This window comes from Methylocella sp., assembly GCF_044226135.1.
Classification (GTDB): Bacteria; Pseudomonadota; Alphaproteobacteria; order Rhizobiales; family Beijerinckiaceae; genus Methylocapsa.
Genome location: NZ_JBGAHM010000013.1, coordinates 39,602 through 56,447 on the forward strand (window position 1 = coordinate 39,602; position 16,846 = coordinate 56,447).

Here is a 16,846-nt window from a genome sequence, read left to right on the forward strand (position 1 = left end):
GCGGAGGCTAGCCCGCCGCGAGCCAGCCGCGCGCGCCTTCGAGCGTGCGGAAATCCTCGAGGCCGCGCGCGTCGAGCCCGACGTCCGACGCCATGGCGGCGAGGGCGCGGCCGGGGCCTGGTTCGAGCGCGCGCGTCGCGCCCGATTCGACGCAGGCCTCAAGGCATCCGGCCCAGTCGATCGTCTGTGAAATCTGCGCCGCCAGCCTTTCGCACGCCTGCGCGGGCGTGAACACGCGGGCCGCGTCGATCCCGCTGAAGAGGCGAAAGTCGGGGCGCGGGCGCGCGAGCCCGGCCGCGGCCAGCGCCTGCGCGAAGCCGGCGCTCGCGGCCCTGAGGCGCGGCGTGTGCGAGGCGACGTTCACCTTGAGCGCCCCGGCCTTGACGGCGCCCTGCGCCAGCGCCGCCGCGCACAGCGCGCGCAGGGTCTCGCGCCCGCCGCCGACGACAAAGGCTTCGCCCGGATTGACGATGGCGGTCGCGGCGCCAAAGCGCGCGCAGAGCGCCTCGACCGCGGCGCGCGGCAGGCCGCGCACGAAGGCGAGCCCTTCGTCGGGGCCGCCCGCCGCGTCCATCAGCGCGGCGCGGCGGCCGGCAAGCTCCAGCACCATCGCGGCCGGGATCATGCCGGCGCAGGCGCAGGCCGCAAGCTCGCCGATGCTGTAGCCCGCGAGCGCGATCGTCCCGCCCGTCTCCGCCAGCGTCCCGGCAAGCGCCGCGAACGCCGCGAGCGCCTGGGTCACGCAGAGAATCTGCCCGGCGCGATTGGCGTGCAACGCGTCGTCGCCGGCCTCCCGCACGAAGTCGCGCGGATCCTCGCCGAGCGCGGCCGCGGCCGATTCGAAGACCGGCCGCGCTTCAGGCGCCTGCGCCGTCAGCGCGAACATCTCCCGGTGCTGCGTCCCCTGTCCGGAAAATAATATGGCGAGGCTCATGCGCCCTCGACCGCGCGCGCGAACAGGCTGAAGGCCAGAAGGTCGGCCGAGCCGCCGGGGCTGAGCCTGCGGCGCACGAAGGCGGCGTGAACCCGCTCCGCGCGCCTGCGCCAGTCCGGCGCGCCGACGCCGCCCTGCGCCAGAAAGTCTCGCGCCTGCGCCTGCGCGAAGGCGAGGCCCTCGGCGCCGCCGCGATGCAGGAGATTGGTGTCCTCGACCGCGGCGATCAGCGCGAAGCAGGCGTGGACGCGCATGGCCTCGGCGTCGCAGGGGGCGAGCCGCGCGCCGTCCTCGAGCGCCGGCAGGCCGAGCCGGTAGACGCTCTGAAAGCCCGCCGCCGCCTCGCCGCGCGCGCCCTGCGCGCCGAAGCGCCGCCGCGCGCCCGTCCCGTGGCTGAGAAGCGCGACGGGGCCTTTCAGGACGGCCTCGCCGTAGCGCCGCCGCGCCGCCTCGCCAAGAGTCGTCTCGCCAAGAGTCGTCTCGCCAGGATCCGCCTCGCCAAAATCCGCCTCGCCAGGATCCGCCTCGCATGGCGCGGCGGCGACGGCGCAGAACAGGCCGAGCCCGAAGATCGCGCCGCGATGGGCGTTGACGCCGCCCGTCGCCTTCATCATCGCCGCTTCGGCGTCAAGGCCGATGACGCGCAGTTCGTCCATCGGCGCGTAGCGCGCGCCGGCTTCGGCGAGCGCCGTGAAATAGGGTTCGAGCGCGTCGGCGCTGCGCCGCAGCATGCCGGCCGTCATGTCATGATGGCTGCCATTGTCGACATGGCTGACGAGGCCCGGCTTTGGAAAGGTGTCGACCTCGAGGCGCAGGCATCGGGCGGCGAGCGCGCCGAGCGCCCGCGGCGCGGGGACGCCGCGCGGCCGCGGCGCGGGCGCACGGCGCAGGGCGGCCGCGCCGGTCATGCCGCGGCCCCGGCAGGGCGCCTCAGAAAAGCCGCGCGCGACATGAGGACGGCGCCCTCGACGGATTTGGCGAGCACCTCCGGCGCGCCGTCCGCAAGCTCGCGCCAGTTTGCGGCGCAGCCGGTTTCGGCGCGAATGACCTCGCCGTCGACGCGCGTCGGCGCGTTTGAGGCGAGCGCGTCGAGGCGCGCGAGCAGGGCCTCGACGTCGGTTCGCGCGTCGACGCAGAAGATCAGGTCGAGATCTGAGGCCGCGCCAAGATAGGGGAGGCCCGTGAGCGCGCGCCACGCCAGCGAGCCGAAGCAGCGCGGCGTCGCGCCGGCCGCCGCGCCCGCCGCGAGCGCGGCCTCGATCGTCGTCCGCCACGTCTTCGGCGCGAGGCCGGCGCAGTCTTCGAGCTTTGGCGGCGGCTCGACGCTGACGACGGCGCCAGGGTCGAGCGAGAGCGCGATGCGGCGCTTGCCGAGCGCCGGCGGCAGCGGCAGGCCGGCCGGCGCGCGCCAGGCGACGTCGCACGGCCCGGGCCGCCGCGCCATCAGGGGGCGCCCGCGCCGGGCCCAGTCCTCGACGGCTGGGCCTGGCGCGACGGCGAGGCGCGCCAGCGCGTCGGCGAAGCCCTGGGGGAGACGCGCAGCACGGCGTGGCGGCGCGGCGCGGCTTTTGTGCCGAAGGCCGCCGCGGCGTCAGCCATCGGCGTTCGCCAGGCGTTCGACGCGCGCGGCGACGTCGCGGGCTTTCGGGCGTCCGCCGCGCGCCGCGCCAAGGGCGTCGCGCGCGTCGGCGCCGTCGGCGGGCTTCGCCAGCAGCGCGGCGAGCTGCGCGCCGAGCGGGCGCGCCGGGTCCCAGATTTCGAGCACGGCGCCGGTTCGCGCGAGATTGTCGACGCCCGGCGCGAACACCGGCGTCGATTTCGCCTTCTCGTTCAGGAGGTCGAGCGGCAGCTTGGTGACGCGCGCCATGGAGGGCAGGTCCATCACTTCGGGATGCGCGCCGGGCAGGGCGACGAGAACCCCGGTCGCGAGCGCGGTGGCGATGAAGGCGCCGGCGGCCGTATGCCCGTAGAGAATCCCGACCGTGCGCACGCCCGAGCGCTCGGCGAGGTTCAGGCATTTGGCGAGATGGGCGAGATATTCGGAGAGGCCCAGAAGCTCGTCGCGCCGGCTCATGCGCTGACTGTCGCTGTCGATCAGGACGAGGATCGGGCCCTTGCGCGCGCCGCCCAGAATGTCGAGCGTCATGCGGGCGAGGCGCGCCGCGGCCTCGACGCCGAGCGCCGTCCCGCGCGCGACGCCGACGACATGCGCGGCGCCGACGCCCGGAACGGCGCCTTCGCCAGAAATCAGCCCGTCGTCGTCGACGCGCACGCCGCCGTCAGGAAAAAGCGAGGCGAGAATCTCATCGAGCGTCATGGGCGTCTTCCGCGATTTTGCCGGCGAGCGCAAGAAAGTCTGCGGTTGAAAGATCGGGCACGGCGGCAGGGTCCGGCGCGCCGAGCAAAGCCCAGACGTCGCGCCCGTCACGCGCGGCTCCGAAACGTTCGAGCCGGCGTTCGAGCCGCGCCTGCTCCTTCAGCATCGTCGCGAGATCGAAGGGCGGCGGGCTTTCCATGAGCGTAAGGGCGGCGTCGCGAAAGCTTTTCGCCGTATCCTCGCAAAACGCCTGGGCGACGCCGAGCAGGCGGCGATGCTTGCCGCCCATGGTGCGCCAGACCAGCGCGCGGTCCCTGGAGTCGAACTCCTCGACTCCCCTGTTGGTCTCGATGACCTCGGGGCCCGACACGCTGATCCGGCCTTCCTCGGAGACGGCGAGGGCGCCGCAGCAGCCGGAAATCAGCCCGCCGCCGCCGTAGCAGCCGGCGCGCCCGCCAATGAGGCCGACGACGGCGACGCCCCTGGCGCGGGCGTCGAGGACGGCGCGCATGATCTCGGCGATGGCGATCTCGCCGGCGTTGGCCTCCTGCAGCCTGACGCCGCCGGTGTCGAACAGGATCAGGAGGGCGCGGATCTTTCCGCGCGACGCGGTCGCCGCGCGCAGCAGGCCGACGAGCTTCGCGCCATGCACCTCGCCGAAGGCGCCGCCCATGAAGCGGCCTTCCTGCGCCGCGACCAAGACGGGCGCGCCGCCAAGCCGGGCGCGGCCGACGATCATGCCGTCGTCGAACTGCTTCGGCAGGTCGAAGACGTCGAGATGCGGGCTCGTCTCGCGCGCCTCGGGGCCGAGGAATTCGACGAAGCTGCCGGGATCGACGAAGGCCGCGACGCGCGCGCGCGCGCTCGCCTCGTTCCAGCTGATGAGGGGGGCGTCGGCGGGCGGCGCGTCGTCCGGCGCGGCGTCTTCGGCGAGCGCGCTCATGGCGTGTCCTCCTCGATCGTCTTCAGGCCCTGGGCGAGCCGCAGGGCGACGGTGTCCGGCCGCGCCCCGCCGTCGTTGACGGAAAAGCGCAGGCCGCCCGGCGAATAGCGCTCGACGAAATCGGCGACCACGGCCGCCCAGACGTCGCCGAAGCCTTGCGCGGGCGTGGCGATCTCGACGCGGCAGAGGCGTTCGGGCAGGACGCGCTCGACGAGCGCCTCGAGATTGCCGGACGCGACGACGCCGACGACGACGGCCTTGCGCGCGCCGGCGGCGGGGGCGCGCGTCTCATGCTCGAAACAGAGGGTCTCCACCGGAAGCCTCCTCACCAGTTGCGGAATTTCGACGGCGGACGATAGAGCCCGCCGGACCAGCGCGCGAGATCCTTGATCGAGCGCGCCGCGAGCAGGCTGCGGTCGGCGTCGAGCACGTTGATCCCGAGGTCTTCGGGCCGGCGGATCACGCCGCGCGCGCGCAGCCGCTCGACCATTTTGCGGTCGCGTCCGCGCCCGACCCCGGTGTAGCCGGCGACGCCGCGCACCGCCTGCTCGCGCTCGTCGGCGTCGCGGCAGAGCAGCAGGTTGGCGATCCCCTCCTCGGTGACGATATGGGTCACGTCGTCGGCGTAGATCATGACGGGCGCGAGGTCGAGGCCGAGCTTTTCGGCGAGCGTCAGCGCGTCGAGCCTTTCGACGAAGGTCGGCGCGTTGCCCTCGCCAAACGTCTCGCCGATCTGCACGACGAGTTTCCGGCCGCGCCGCAACGCCGGCGCGGTCACGGGATCGGCCTCGGCGCCGGCCTTGAGCCAGGGGGCGGCCGGGTGCCTGCGCCCGCGCGCGTCAGACCCCATGTTGGGCGCGCCGCCAAAGCCCGCGATGCGCGCCGGCGTGACGGTCGAGGAATGGCCGGCGAGGTCGATCTGCAATGTCGAGCCGATGAACATGTCGCAGGCGTAGAGGCCGGCGGTCTGGCAGAAGGCGCGGTTCGAGCGCAGCGAGCCGTCCGGGCCGGTGAAGAACACGTCGGAGCGCGCCTCGACATAGCCGTCCATGCCGACTTCCGAGCCGAAGCAGTGGATCTGCTCGACGAAGCCCGATTCGATCGCCGGAATGAGCGTCGGATGCGGATTGAGCGCGAAGTGGGTGCAGATCTTGCCCCTGAGCCCGAGGCGCTCGGCGTAGGTCGGCAGCAGAAGCTCGATCGCCGCGGTGTTGAAGCCGATGCCATGGTTGAGGCGGCGGATTCCATAGGGTTCGTAAATGCCCCTGATCGCCAGCATGGCGGTCAGGATCTGCGTCTCGGTGATGGCGGCGGGGTCGCGCGTGAACAGCGGCTCGACGTAGAACGGCTTCTTCGCCTCCACCACGAAATGCACGCGGTCGCCCGGGATGTCGACGCGCGGCACGCGCTCGACCACCTCGTTGACCTGCGCGACGACGATCCCGTTCTTGAAGGCGGTCGCCTCGACGACGGTCGGCGTGTCCTCGGTGTTGGGGCCGGTATAGAGATTGCCGTCGCGGTCGGCGCTGACCGCGGCGACGAGCGCGACGTTCGGCGTGAGGTCGATAAAATAGCGCGCGAACAGTTCGAGATAGGTGTGGACGGCGCCAAGCTCGATCTTGCCGCCGAACAGCATTTTGGCGATGCGCCCGGCCTGCGGGCCGGAATAGGCGAAGTCGAGCCGCTTCGCGACGCCGGTCTCGAACACGTCGAGATGCTCGGGCAGCACGACGCCCGACTGCGCCATGTGCAGATCGTGGATCTTTGCGGGGTCGGCGGCGGCGAGCGCGCGGGCGAGAAGGTCGGCCTGCTTCTGGTTGTCGCCTTCGAGGCAGACGCGGTCGAACGGCCGGATCACCGCCTCGATGAGGCGCGTGGCGTCGGCCGCGGCGACGATCTTGCCTTTGGCGAAGGCGGCGCCCGCGGCGATCCGCTCCCTGCGCGCCTCGCGCTCCAAGTCCCAGCGCTTCATCCCTTGCTCCCAGGCGTTCCGCCGCCGCGTGCGGGCGTTCGCCCGGCATGCCCTTTCATTATACGAAAAAAGCAAATACGCAAGTCAGTGCATACATAAATCTGTCGAGCCGGCGCGGCCGCCGTCCTGCGCGGCTTCAGCCGTCGCCATTTTGGGGAAGGAAACCGGCTCTGACGGAGAGCGCGGCGCGCATCGGGCGCGGGCGCGCGGGGGCGAGAGCGCGGCCGCGCCGCCAAAAATTGTTTGTATGCACTATTGCGATTAATAATAATTTACGTATACATGACGAGCCGCCGTAAGAGCGGCCCATCGGAGGAGCCCCACATGAGCCACAGCCTTGACGGCTGCGCCGGCGCGAACGCGCGCCGCGGGAGGGCCGCGACATGACCATCTTCGGCGTCGCCCTTCTTTCCATCTGCACCCTCGTCGGCGTCTTTCTCGGCGATCTCCTCGGCGTCCTGCTCGGCGTCAAGGCGAACGTCGGCGGCGTCGGCCTCGCCATGATGCTGCTGATCGCGGCCCGCGTTTACCTGCAGAAATCCGGCGGGCTGAACCATGGCGTGAAGCTCGGCGTCGAGTTCTGGGGGACGATGTACATTCCCATCGTCGTCGCCATGGCCGCGCAGCAGAACGTCGTCGCCGCGCTGAGCGGCGGGCCGCTCGTCGCGGTCACCGCCGTCGCCGCCGTCTCCGCCTGCTTCGCCGCGACCGCCCTGCTCGGCCGCATCGGCCGCGAGCGCCCCTCGGACGTGCATGACCCGGTTTCCGTCGAGCATGGCGGCGACGTCATCTCCGGCGACCTTCTTCCGGCTCCTGCGAACGTGAAGGTTCAGACGCCATGACGCACATGATCGAGCACGTCTTTCTCGAGCAGGGGCTCGTCGCCGCCTTCGCCGTCGTCGGCGCGGTGATGTATGTCTCGCTGATCCTCTCGAAGCGGCTGACCGCCGGGCGCATCCACGGTTCGGCCATCGCCATCCTGATCGGCCTCGCGCTCGCCTATTTCGGCGGCGTCGTCACCGGCGGCAAGAAGGGCCTCGCCGACATTCCGGTGTTCGCCGGCGTCGGCCTGCTCGGCGGCGCCATGCTGCGCGACTTCGCCATCGTCGCCACCGCCTTCGAGGTCGACGTCGTCGAGGCGAAGAAAGCCGGCCTCATCGGCGTCTGCGCGCTGGCCATCGGCACCGTCCTGCCGTTCGTCATCGGCGTGTCGATCGCGCTCGCCTGGGGCTACCGCGACGCGGTCACCCTGACGACGATCGGCGCCGGCGCCATCACCTATATCGTCGGCCCGGTCACCGGCGCGGCGCTCGGCGCGGATTCCGTCATCATCGCCCTGTCCATCGCCACCGGCGTCCTCAAGGCGGTGATGGTGATGGTGTTCACGCCCATGCTGGCGAAGCTGATCGGGCTCGACAATCCGCGCTCGGCGATGGCCTTCGGCGGGTTGATGGGCACGGTCAGCGGCGTCGCCGGCGGGCTCGCCGCCACCGACCCCAAGCTCGTCCCCTATGGCGCTTTGACGGCGACCTTCCACACTGGCATTGGATGCCTCGTCGGACCGTCGATCCTTTATCTGGCGGTCCGGTCTCTCACGGGATGACCATGACCGACCTTCCCCGGACCGATCCTCCGCGCGCCGGTCTTCCGCGCGCGGAGCTCAAGGGAGAGGAGCCTGCGCTCCTTTCCGACCAGATCCGCAACGCCCTGACCGACGAGATCGCCTCAGGCGCCTTCGCCGCCGGGGCGGCGCTCGACGAACAGGACCTCGCCGACCGCTTCGGCGCCTCCCGCACCCCGGTGCGCGAGGCGCTGCGCCAGCTCGCCGCGAGCGGCCTCGTCGAGATGCGCCCGCGCCGCGGCGTCGTCGTGGCGCGCATGACGCCTGAACGCATCATGGACATGTTCGAGACGACCGCCGAGGTCGAGGCGATGTGCGCGCGGCTCGCCACCTACCGCATCACCCCGCTCGAACGCAGCCGGCTGATGGAGCTGCACGAGGCCTCGCGCGCGCTCGTCGCGGCGAACGACCTCGACGGCTACGACGCCTTCAACGTCAAGTTCCACGAAGCGATCTACGCCGCGACCCACAACGGCTTCATGGCCGAGCAGGCGATGGCGATCCGGGCGCGGCTCAAGGCGTTCCGCCGCACGCAGCTGCGCCACGGCGCGCGCATCGTGCGCTCGCGCGAGGAACATGACGCGATCATGACCTCGATCGCCCAGGGCGACGGCGAGGAGGCGGCGCGGCGCATGCGCGCGCACATGATGAACGCGGCGAGCGCGATCGGCGCCTATATCGCCGAGCACGCCGGAGAATTCTGAAGCGGCGCGCCGCGCCTTGTGGCGCGTCAATCACATTTTCACCCTAAGTGTGGCCGGCGTCGCCGACGGCCTTGCGGAACGCGCTTCTCCTGGGCTAGGCGGGACGCGCGGCCTCTCGCCAGAGCGGGCCCGATCTTGACGGCGAAACGGGCGCAGGGCGCCCGGCCGAACGCGGAAGGGCAGGGGCGCTCCTCATGACGAAGCAGGCGAAGTCAGGCGCAATCGGACTCGCGGCGGCGGCCGCGCTCGCGGCCATGGCGGGCCAGGCCTTCGCCGCGCAATGCGGCAATTCGGCCGCGGGCTATGACGCCTGGAAGCGGCAGTTCGCCGACGAGGCCAAGGGGCGCGTCGGCCCGACGGCGATCTCGGCGCTGATGAACACCCATTACGCCGCGGCGACCATCGCCGCCGACCGCGGCCAGAAGAGCTTCAGGCTGTCGCTCGACCAGTTCCTCGCCAAGCGCGGCGGCTCGGCGATCGTCTCGCGCGGGCGCGCCTTCAGGCAGAGCCACGCCGCCCTGTTCGCCTCGATCGAGCAGCGCTATGGCGTGCCGCCGGGGCCGCTGATCGCGATCTGGGGCATGGAGACGGGCTTTGGCGCGGTGCGCGGCAACCAGCACATGCTGTCCTCCGTCGCCACGCTCGCCTATGACTGCCGCCGCTCGGCCTTCTTCACCGACCAGCTCTACGCCGCGCTGCAGCTTATCGACCGCGGCCAGATCGCGCCCGACGCGCGCGGCTCGATGCATGGCGAGGTCGGGCAGACCCAGTTCATGCCCAAGGCGGTGCTGCAATATGGCGTCGGCGGCGACCTCAACAACGCGGCCAACGCGCTGAATTCGACCGCGAACTTCCTCAAGGCGCATGGCTGGCGCGCCGGCGCGGGCTACCAGCCGGGCGAGCCCAATTTCGCCGCCATCCAGGCCTGGAACGCCGCGAGCGTCTATCAGCAGGCGATCGCGCTGCTCGGCCAGAAGATCGACGCCGGGCGCTGACGCGCCGCGGCGCTCGACAGCCGGCCCGGCTTCGGCCACATCTGGGGACGCGCCGCCGGCCCGCGAGGCGACGGGCGGCGCGACATCCGCCACGAGGGAGCGGGACTTGCTTTCCTCTCCGCTGCAAACGCTGCTTGAGGAGCTGCGCGCCGAGCTTGCGGGGGTCGGGGGCGGCGAGGTCGCCTCCTACATTCCCGCGCTCGCCGGCGCCGATCCGAACGCCCTCGCCCTCGCCGTCGCGACGACCGACGGGCGCGTGTTCAGCGTCGGCGACGCCGATCTGCGCTTCTCCATCCAGTCGATCTCGAAGCCGTTCGCTTATGCGGCGGCGCTCGACCGCCTCGGCCGCGAGGCGACGCTGGCGAAAGTCGGCGTCGAGCCGACCGGCGACGCCTTCAACGCCATCGTGCTCGACAGCGTCGGCAACCGTCCGTTCAACCCCATGGTCAACGCCGGCGCCATCGCCGTCTCGGCGCTGTTTCCCGGAGACAGCCGGGCGGCGCGCGCCGGCGCCATGCTCGAAACCTTGTCGCGCTTCGCGGGCCGCCCGCTCGACGTCGACGAGGAGATGTTCCGGTCGGAGGCGATGAGCGGGCACCGCAACCGCGCCATCGCCTGGCTGATGCTGAACGCCGGCATGATCGAGGCCATGCCCGACGACGCGCTCGACGTCTATTTCAGGCAATGCGCCGTCTCGGTCGACGTGCGCGACCTCGCCGTCATGGCGGCGACGCTCGCCAACGGCGGGGTCAATCCGCTCACCGGCGCGCGCGCCGTCGCCGAGGACCATGTCTGCGACGTGCTCACCGTGATGCTCACCTGCGGCATGTATGACTACGCCGGGCAATGGGCCCATGAGGTCGGCCTGCCGGCCAAGAGCGGCGTGTCGGGCGGGATCGTGGCGGCGGCGCCGGGCCAGTTCGGGATCGCCGCCTTTTCGCCGCCGCTCGACCGTTTCGGCAACAGCGTGCGCGCCGTCGCCGCCTGCCGGCTGCTGTCGGAGCGCCTGTCGCTGCATGTGCTGGGCGCCCGCCCGCAGGCCCGCGCCGGCCGCGTGCTCGCCGGCGACGCTCTGCGCTCGACGCGCGGACGCCCGGCGCAGGACGCGGCGCGGCTCGACGCGCTGGCGCGGCGCATCCTCGTGATCGACGCCCAGGGCGAGATCTGCCCCGCCGCCGCCGAACGGCTGCTGCGGCTCGCCGGCGAGGGGCTCGGGCGCGGCGAGGTGACGATCCTCAACCTGAGCCGCGCCGTCCGCGTCGAGCGCGGCGCGGCCCTCCTGTTCGAGACCTTCCTCGCGGAGCTGGCGGCGCAGGGCGGCGCGGCGGCGCGCCGGCTCATCCTCGCCCATGCCCCGCCGGGCCTCCCCGCGGGCGCGACGGCGGCGACGCGCGCGGCCGATCTCGACGCCGCGCTCGAAGCCGCCGAAGACGAGCTTCTCGCCGAGGGCGCGTCGGGGCCGCCCGAGGCGTTCGCGCCGCTTGCGGCCGACTGGCTCGCGGGCCTCGATCCGGACGAGGCCGCGGCCCTCCTCGCCGCGCTCGCGCCGGCGCGGCGCGTTTTCGCGCGCGGCGAACATGTGTTCCGGCGGGGCGAGCCGGCGCGCGACATTCTGACCGTCGCCTCCGGGCGCCTGCGCGTCGAGGCCGAGGCCGCCGACGGCGCGGCGCCGCGCGTCGCGGCGGTCGGGCCCGGCGCGACGATCGGCGAGCTGGCGCTGTTCGCCGCCGCGCCGCGTTCGGCCGACGTCGTCGCCGAAGAAGACACCGTCGCCTGGAGCGTGCCGCTCGACGCGCTTCGCGCCTTTCTCGCGGCGCGCCCCGAAGCGGCGAGCCGGATCCTGTTCAGGCTCAACGCCGATCTCGCCGACCGGCTGCGGCGTTCGACGGCGGCGGCGCGCGCGCTCGGCGGCTGACGCGCGGCCGCGCTCCGGCTCACGGTCGTTCGCCGAAATGTTAATGCTCTGAAGGCTTACTTTATTTCCCGACATGGCCGTCTTGGCTTACCCTGACGGCTGAATCGTCCAGCGCCGACCGCCGCCCCGGCATGAATGAGAGGCGGCTTTCGAGAGCTCCATGTCCGCCGCCAGCGAATCCGCCGCCAGCGAAACGCGCCACGCGTCGATCGACGCCGCCCAGATCGCCGCCGCCCCGATCGCCGCCCTTGACCGGGACGCCGTCGCGGAAATCTTCGCCGAGATCGCCCTCGAGGCGGCCATCGCCGTGATGTCGGTCTACGCCTCGGACAGCCATGCGCGGCGCAAGCCCGACCAGAGCCCCGTCTGCGACGCCGACGAAGACGCCGAAGCGATCATCCTCGAGCGGCTCGCCGAGCGGCTGCCGCAGTTTCCGGTGCTCGCCGAGGAGGCCGCCGCGGCCGGCAAGAAGACGGTCGCCTGCGACGCCTTCATCCTGGTCGATCCGGTCGACGGCACGCGCGAATTTCTCGACCATAACGGCGAGTTCACCGTCAACATCGCCCTCGTCGTCGAGGGCGCGCCGGTCGCCGGCGTGGTCTATGCGCCGGCGCTCGGGCGGATGTGGATCGCCGGGGCCGCCGCCGCGGCCTGCCGCGTCGAGCCCGGCGCGCCGCTGCCCGCGCCCGGCGAGCGCCGCCTGATTCATGTCCGCGCCGCCCCGGCGCAGGGCCTGACCGCGCTCGCGAGCCGCTCCCACTGCGACCCCGAGACCGAGGCGTTTCTCGCCACGCTGCCGGTGCATGAGCGGCGCAGCGCCGGCTCGTCGCTGAAGTTCTGCGCCGTGGCCGAGGGCGACGCCGACGTCTATCCCCGCTTCGGCCAGACCATGGAATGGGACACGGCCGCGGGCGACGCGGTGCTGCGCGCCGCCGGCGGCGTCGTGCTCGACGGCGAGCGCCATCCGCTGCGCTATGGCAAGGCCGGGCGGCAGTTCAGGAACGGGCCTTTTGTCGCCTGGGGCGATCCGGCGGCGGCGCGCGCCTGACGCGCCGCGCCTTTTTCACGCGTCCTCAACCCGTCGTTAACCTTGGCGCGACACTCTTTCGCCTCGCCGGCGCGAGCGCGGCGGCGGATCCGTCAGGGAGGAGCGATGCGCAGGCTTGAACAGACGCCGTCGGCCGTCGGGGCCGGGTCCGGCGCGCCGGCGTCGCCATGCGCCGCCGGCCGCCGCGACAGGCCCGGCGCCGCGTCGCGCCGGCGCGTGGCCGGGGTCTGCGTCGCGCTTCTCGCCGCCGCGGCGCTCGCGCCTCAGACCGTGGCCGCGACCGAGCGCCCCTCCGAATTCGCTCCCGACGAGATCGTCACGAACGGCCACAAATTCTTCGGCTCGATCTCGCGCGGCCTCGCCGAGGCGATCGAGCAGGCGACGCGGCGCTGGGGCAAGCCCAACGGCTATATTCTGGGGCAGGAGGCGAGCGGCGCCTTCATCGGCGGCCTGCGCTATGGCGAAGGGACCATGTACACCCGCAACGCGGGCCAGGTGAAAGTCTTCTGGCAGGGCCCCTCGCTCGGCTTCGACGCCGGCGCCGACGGGGCGCGGACCATGATGCTGGTCTATAACCTGCCTTCGACCGGGGCGATCTTCAACCGTTTCGGCGGCGTCGCGGGCTCGGCCTATCTCGTCGGCGGCTTCGGCCTGTCGGCCTTCATCAACGACGATGTTTACGTGGTGCCGATCCGCTCCGGCGTCGGCGCGCGGCTCGGCGTCAACGTCTCCTATCTGAAGTTCACGCCGGCTTCGACCTGGAATCCGTTCTGACCGGCTCCGTTCCCGGCGCCGCCCATTGGCCGCGGCGTCAGTAGCGCCGCAGCAGCGCGACGAGCCGTCCCTGGATGCGCACCCGGTCGGGTCCGAAGATGCGCGTCTCATAGGCCGGATTGGCGGCTTCGAGCGCGACCGAGGCGCCGCGGCGGCGCAGCCGCTTCAGCGTCGCCTCCTCATCGTCGATGAGAGCGACCACGATGTCTCCGGTCTCGGCGGTGTCCTGCTTGCGGATGACCACCGTGTCGGCGTCGAAGATGCCGGCTTCGATCATCGAGTCGCCGCGCACCTCGAGCGCGTAATGCTCGCCCTGCGTCAGCATGTCGGGCGGCAGGCTGATGACGTGGCTGCGCGTCTGCAGCGCGCTGATCGGCGTGCCGGCGGCGATGCGGCCCATGACCGGGATGGCGACGCTTTCGCGGCCCGCCTCGTCGTCGCGGGCGGGCTGCGGGCGCACGCGTCCAAGATCGCCCTCAATCACGCTCGGCTCAAACTTGCGGCCGCGCGCGCCGTCAGGCCGTGAGCCCGGCATGCGCAGCACCTCGATGGCGCGGGCGCGGTTCGGCAGGCGGCGGATGAAGCCGCGCTCCTCGAGCGCGATGATGAGGCGATGGATGCCCGACTTCGAGCGCAGGTCGAGCGCGTCCTTCATCTCGTCGAAGGAGGGCGGCACGCCGGTCTCCTTCAGGCGCTCGCTGATGAAGCGCAGGAGTTCGCTTTGCTTTTTGGTCAACATGGGTCGTCGGCCGCCATGGATCGCCTTTCGGCGCGCGAATCGGGCTCCCGCGCGCGAATCGGTCCGCACAAAGGGTGAACGAACGGTACATGTTCGTGCTGCGTTCCGCAAGCCCCCCGCCCCCGCGCGTCGGCAGGGGCGGCTCACGAAGAGATTTTGCGGCGGGGCGTTGACGGAACTTTCAGCCGCGCCATAGGTTAATCGCTCTCGCCGGCGCACGGCGACCCTTTTCGCCAAAGGCGCCGGCCATTTGGAGGAGAAAAGGCATGGATCGACCGCTGCAGATCGTCTTCCGCGACATCCAGCACTCGGACGCGCTCGAAAAACTCATTCAGGATCGAGCGCAGCGGCTTGAGAACGCCTATTCCCGCATTATCGGCTGCCGGGTCGTGGTCGGAACGTCGCATCGCGATCCCAACTCCGTGGTCGTTCCGCTGGCGCTGTGCGTCGAGGTCGAGATTCCGGGCAAGCCGCTCGTGGTCGCCAAGGCCGAGGGCAAGCGCAAGGGAGAGGCCTCGGCGCTCGTCAACAAGGTCTTCGACCTCGCCGAGCGGCGGCTCGAGCAGGTTTCCGAATTCGTCAAGAACACTTCGCGCCGGCTCGAGAACGCGCCCGAGACGGGCGTGGTGGCGCGGCTCTTTCCCGAGCAGGACCATGGCTTCGTCGAGGTGCGCGGCGGGCCGGACCTCTATTTCACCCGCGCCTGCGTGACGCGCGGCGACTTCAACGCCCTCAAGGTCGGCATGCTGGTCGAGGTGTCGCGCGCGCCCGACGGCCCGATGGGCCCGCAGGCGAGCGCCGTGCTCGCGCTCGTCGACGCGTGAGCGCGGCCGGCTGGCGATGACGCCGGCGCAAAAAGGGAGCGGGCCGCGCGGGCCCGCTCCGTTCAGCCGCTGGACGGGGCGGCGACGCGCCCGGCCTTATTTGGCGGCCTTGGCGTAAAGCTCGGCGACATAATCCCAGTTGACGAGATTTTCGACGAACGCCTTGAGATAGTCGGGCCGGCGGTTGCGATAGTCGATGTAATAGGAGTGCTCCCAGACGTCGCAGCCCAGAATCGGGGTCGCGCCATGCACGAGCGGGTTCTCGCCGTTCGGGGTCTTGCTGACGGCAAGCTTGCCGTCCTTGACCGAGAGCCAGGCCCAGCCGGAGCCGAACTGGGTGACGCCCGCCTGGATGAACTCCTCCTTGAACTTGTCGACCGAGCCGAAGCTGTCGACGATCGCCTTCTCGACTTCGCCCGGAATGGCGCCGCCGCCGTTCGGCTTCATCCAGCTCCAGAAATGGAGATGGTTGTAGTGCTGGCCGGCGTTGTTGAAGAGGCCGGCGTTCTTGCCGTAGGACTCCTTGACGATCTCCTCGAGCGACTTGCCCTCGAGCCCTGAGTCCTTCAGCAGATTGTTGCCGTTGGTGACATAGGCCTGATGATGCTTGTCGTGATGGTATTCGAGCGTCTCCTTCGACATATAGGGCTGCAGCGCCTCATAGGCGTAGGGAAGAGGGGGCAGGGTGAAGGACATGGCTTGCTCCTGGTGTCGCGCCGGCGGCCGGCGAGGGCCGCGCGGCTTTAACTAGACCGCTGGCTCTTGCGCAGCAACCGCCTTGGCCGGCGGCGCCGAAAGCTTCGGCGCCGCGCGGCCGGGCCCTGCTCAACGCTTAAGCGCCCCGTAAGGATCGACCGCCATAGTCGGCGGCGCTGGCGCGGCGCGGCCTGACGCGGCAGGATCGCCGGGGCGGCCCGGGCGCTCGCGCCTTGGCTTCGCCTCAACTGCGCGCCATCAACTGCGCGCCGTCAACGCGCGTTCGGACGCCGCCGGACGCGGGAGCCGCGGCGCCGCGACGTCATGAGCATTGTGAATTCATGAGTTATGTGACTTTCCTCGTCGGTCTGCTTCTGTCCGCCTGCGGCGGTTACGCCATGTCGTTTGGCTGGGGCATCGTCGCCGTCGAGCGCGGCTGGGCGAGCATGATCTCCGGCGCGGTGCTGCTTTCGGGCGGCGTCGTGGTCATGGCGCTGGCGCTCGTCATGCGGGGCGTCGCGCGGCTGCGCGCGGCGCTGTTGGCGCAGGCGCGCCCGTCTGCGCCAGCCGCTGCGCCGCAGCCCGCGCCTGCGCAGGACGAGGCGCCGGAGGCGCTGGCCTTTCAGCCGCCCGCCGAAGACGAAGCCCCGCCGCACGCGCTCATCGAGGATGTTCGCCGCGTGGTCGCCCAGTCGATCAAGGGGCGGCCCCTGCGTCCGGCCGAAGACGAGACGCCGGCCGCCGCGACCGGGGCGGACGCCGCCGCGCCATCGCGCCTTGAAGCCGAAGTCACGCGCGAAAACGCCGCCCCGGCCGAATACGCCTGGCCGCGCGACGCCGGGCGGTTTGAAGCCGCCGTGCGCCCGGAGCCCCGGCCGGCCGGGCCCGTTTCGCCCCCGCCGCCATCGCCGGGGCCGTCCTGGTCCGCTCCCCCGTCGCCCGCGCCTCCTGCCTCCGGGCCGTCTACGGGCGACGCGTTCCGCTGGCCTGCGCCCGAATCCGCGGGCGGCGCGGCGCAGGCGCAGCCCGCCGAAGCCCGCCCGCCGGAGCGTCGGCCGGCCGCGCCGCCCCGCGCGCCGGCGCGCGAGTTTCACCTGCCGCGCGCGGTGGGCCTTGAAGGCGTCGCGCCCGGGCTCGCCCCGCGCCAGCCCGGGGCGGCCGTCGCAGCCGCTCCCGCCGCAGCCCTGGCGTCCCCGGAGGCGGCGGGCGATCCCATGATCCTCGGCCGCCATGAATCCGAGGGCACGTCCTATGTCATGTACGCCGACGGTTCGATCGAGGCGACGTCCGGCCGGGGCGTGTTCCGTTTCGGCTCGATGGCCGAGCTCAAGGCGTTCATGGAAAGCCAGCCGCGCGGCTGAGGC

The 16,846-nt window shown here is 71.8% G+C and carries 18 protein-coding genes; 9 read left to right on the forward strand and 9 right to left on the reverse strand.

The window, feature by feature from the left end; genetic code table 11:
• Positions 1-7 precede the first annotated feature (7 nt).
• The 7 genes from ACILRB_RS07990 to mdcA form a co-directional block, all read right to left on the reverse strand.
• Positions 8-934: an acyltransferase domain-containing protein gene (locus tag ACILRB_RS07990; protein ID WP_395665769.1), complete on the reverse strand. Its 927-nt coding sequence runs from the start codon at positions 932-934 to the stop codon at positions 8-10.
• Positions 931-1,842 (reverse strand): triphosphoribosyl-dephospho-CoA synthase MdcB, encoded by a 912-nt coding sequence (gene mdcB, locus ACILRB_RS07995; protein ID WP_395665770.1) that lies wholly within the window; start codon positions 1,840-1,842, stop codon positions 931-933. The genes ACILRB_RS07990 and mdcB overlap by 4 nt, the downstream gene beginning before the upstream one ends.
• On the reverse strand, positions 1,839-2,444 hold the full coding sequence (mdcG, locus tag ACILRB_RS08000) for a malonate decarboxylase holo-[acyl-carrier-protein] synthase (RefSeq protein WP_395665812.1): 606 nt from the start codon (positions 2,442-2,444) through the stop codon (positions 1,839-1,841). The genes mdcB and mdcG overlap by 4 nt, the downstream gene beginning before the upstream one ends.
• Before the next feature lie 81 nt (positions 2,445-2,525).
• Complete coding sequence (locus ACILRB_RS08005; RefSeq protein ID WP_395665771.1) at positions 2,526-3,251, reverse strand: biotin-independent malonate decarboxylase subunit gamma; 726 nt, start codon at positions 3,249-3,251, stop codon at positions 2,526-2,528.
• Complete coding sequence (locus ACILRB_RS08010; RefSeq protein WP_395665772.1) at positions 3,238-4,194, reverse strand: biotin-independent malonate decarboxylase subunit beta; 957 nt, start codon at positions 4,192-4,194, stop codon at positions 3,238-3,240. The genes ACILRB_RS08005 and ACILRB_RS08010 overlap by 14 nt, the downstream gene beginning before the upstream one ends.
• Positions 4,191-4,508, reverse strand: a complete 318-nt coding sequence (mdcC, locus tag ACILRB_RS08015) for a malonate decarboxylase acyl carrier protein (protein ID WP_395665773.1) — start codon at positions 4,506-4,508, stop codon at positions 4,191-4,193. The genes ACILRB_RS08010 and mdcC overlap by 4 nt, the downstream gene beginning before the upstream one ends.
• Positions 4,509-4,519: 11 nt before the next feature.
• Positions 4,520-6,166 (reverse strand): malonate decarboxylase subunit alpha, encoded by a 1,647-nt coding sequence (gene mdcA / locus ACILRB_RS08020; RefSeq protein ID WP_395665774.1) that lies wholly within the window; start codon positions 6,164-6,166, stop codon positions 4,520-4,522.
• A gap of 383 nt (positions 6,167-6,549) precedes the next feature.
• On the opposite strand from mdcA, the gene madL reads away from it, so the two are divergent.
• The 7 genes from madL to ACILRB_RS08055 all read left to right on the forward strand — a co-directional run bounded on the left by madL (position 6,550) and on the right by ACILRB_RS08055 (position 13,223).
• On the forward strand, positions 6,550-7,008 hold the full coding sequence (gene madL / locus ACILRB_RS08025; protein WP_395665775.1) for a malonate transporter subunit MadL: 459 nt from the start codon (positions 6,550-6,552) through the stop codon (positions 7,006-7,008).
• Complete coding sequence (gene madM / locus ACILRB_RS08030) at positions 7,005-7,769, forward strand: malonate transporter subunit MadM (protein ID WP_395665776.1); 765 nt, start codon at positions 7,005-7,007, stop codon at positions 7,767-7,769. Before madL ends, madM begins: the two co-directional genes overlap by 4 nt.
• 2 nt (positions 7,770-7,771) lie before the next feature.
• Positions 7,772-8,491 carry a GntR family transcriptional regulator gene (locus ACILRB_RS08035; protein WP_395665777.1) on the forward strand — a complete coding sequence of 240 codons (720 nt, stop codon included), beginning with the start codon at positions 7,772-7,774 and terminating at the stop codon, positions 8,489-8,491.
• Positions 8,492-8,685: 194 nt separating this feature from the next.
• Positions 8,686-9,486, forward strand: a complete 801-nt coding sequence (locus ACILRB_RS08040) for a lytic transglycosylase domain-containing protein (protein ID WP_395665778.1) — start codon at positions 8,686-8,688, stop codon at positions 9,484-9,486.
• A 106-nt stretch (positions 9,487-9,592) separates the two neighbouring features.
• The gene (gene glsA / locus ACILRB_RS08045; protein WP_395665779.1) at positions 9,593-11,401 is read left to right on the forward strand and encodes a glutaminase A; all 1,809 of its coding nucleotides are present in this window, start codon (positions 9,593-9,595) and stop codon (positions 11,399-11,401) included.
• Positions 11,402-11,561: 160 nt separating this feature from the next.
• Complete coding sequence (cysQ, locus tag ACILRB_RS08050; RefSeq protein ID WP_395665780.1) at positions 11,562-12,449, forward strand: 3'(2'),5'-bisphosphate nucleotidase CysQ; 888 nt, start codon at positions 11,562-11,564, stop codon at positions 12,447-12,449.
• A gap of 105 nt (positions 12,450-12,554) precedes the next feature.
• Complete coding sequence (locus ACILRB_RS08055) at positions 12,555-13,223, forward strand: DUF1134 domain-containing protein (RefSeq protein WP_395665781.1); 669 nt, start codon at positions 12,555-12,557, stop codon at positions 13,221-13,223.
• Positions 13,224-13,260: 37 nt separating this feature from the next.
• Here the strand turns inward: ACILRB_RS08055 and lexA are convergent, their stop codons facing one another.
• On the reverse strand, positions 13,261-13,962 hold the full coding sequence (lexA, locus tag ACILRB_RS08060; protein ID WP_395665782.1) for a transcriptional repressor LexA: 702 nt from the start codon (positions 13,960-13,962) through the stop codon (positions 13,261-13,263).
• A gap of 266 nt (positions 13,963-14,228) precedes the next feature.
• Here lexA and ACILRB_RS08065 point away from each other — a divergent pair, with 266 nt between their 5' ends.
• Positions 14,229-14,786 (forward strand): HPF/RaiA family ribosome-associated protein, encoded by a 558-nt coding sequence (locus tag ACILRB_RS08065; RefSeq protein ID WP_395665783.1) that lies wholly within the window; start codon positions 14,229-14,231, stop codon positions 14,784-14,786.
• 96 nt (positions 14,787-14,882) lie between these two features.
• Here ACILRB_RS08065 and ACILRB_RS08070 read toward each other — a convergent pair whose 3' ends face one another.
• The gene (locus ACILRB_RS08070; RefSeq protein ID WP_395665784.1) at positions 14,883-15,482 is read right to left on the reverse strand and encodes a superoxide dismutase; all 600 of its coding nucleotides are present in this window, start codon (positions 15,480-15,482) and stop codon (positions 14,883-14,885) included.
• Positions 15,483-15,823: 341 nt separating this feature from the next.
• Here ACILRB_RS08070 and ACILRB_RS08075 point away from each other — a divergent pair, with 341 nt between their 5' ends.
• Positions 15,824-16,843 carry a hypothetical protein gene (locus ACILRB_RS08075; protein ID WP_395665785.1) on the forward strand — a complete coding sequence of 340 codons (1,020 nt, stop codon included), beginning with the start codon at positions 15,824-15,826 and terminating at the stop codon, positions 16,841-16,843.
• The last annotated feature ends 3 nt before the right edge of the window (positions 16,844-16,846 follow it).

Bases quoted from the DNA above. Each gene is read 5' to 3' on its own strand.
- ACILRB_RS07990 (WP_395665769.1), bottom strand. From the start codon at position 934: ATGAGCCTCGCCATATTATTTTCCGGACAGGGGACGCAGCACCGGGAG.
- mdcB (WP_395665770.1), bottom strand. From the start codon at position 1,842: ATGACCGGCGCGGCCGCCCTGCGCCGTGCGCCCGCGCCGCGGCCGCGC.
- ACILRB_RS08005 (WP_395665771.1), bottom strand. From the start codon at position 3,251: ATGACGCTCGATGAGATTCTCGCCTCGCTTTTTCCTGACGGCGGCGTG.
- ACILRB_RS08010 (WP_395665772.1), bottom strand. From the start codon at position 4,194: ATGAGCGCGCTCGCCGAAGACGCCGCGCCGGACGACGCGCCGCCCGCC.
- mdcA (WP_395665774.1), bottom strand. From the start codon at position 6,166: ATGAAGCGCTGGGACTTGGAGCGCGAGGCGCGCAGGGAGCGGATCGCC.
- madL (WP_395665775.1), top strand. From the start codon at position 6,550: ATGACCATCTTCGGCGTCGCCCTTCTTTCCATCTGCACCCTCGTCGGC.
- madM (WP_395665776.1), top strand. From the start codon at position 7,005: ATGACGCACATGATCGAGCACGTCTTTCTCGAGCAGGGGCTCGTCGCC.
- ACILRB_RS08035 (WP_395665777.1), top strand. From the start codon at position 7,772: ATGACCGACCTTCCCCGGACCGATCCTCCGCGCGCCGGTCTTCCGCGC.
- ACILRB_RS08040 (WP_395665778.1), top strand. From the start codon at position 8,686: ATGACGAAGCAGGCGAAGTCAGGCGCAATCGGACTCGCGGCGGCGGCC.
- cysQ (WP_395665780.1), top strand. From the start codon at position 11,562: ATGTCCGCCGCCAGCGAATCCGCCGCCAGCGAAACGCGCCACGCGTCG.
- ACILRB_RS08055 (WP_395665781.1), top strand. From the start codon at position 12,555: ATGCGCAGGCTTGAACAGACGCCGTCGGCCGTCGGGGCCGGGTCCGGC.
- lexA (WP_395665782.1), bottom strand. From the start codon at position 13,962: ATGTTGACCAAAAAGCAAAGCGAACTCCTGCGCTTCATCAGCGAGCGC.
- ACILRB_RS08065 (WP_395665783.1), top strand. From the start codon at position 14,229: ATGGATCGACCGCTGCAGATCGTCTTCCGCGACATCCAGCACTCGGAC.
- ACILRB_RS08070 (WP_395665784.1), bottom strand. From the start codon at position 15,482: ATGTCCTTCACCCTGCCCCCTCTTCCCTACGCCTATGAGGCGCTGCAG.
- ACILRB_RS08075 (WP_395665785.1), top strand. From the start codon at position 15,824: ATGAGTTATGTGACTTTCCTCGTCGGTCTGCTTCTGTCCGCCTGCGGC.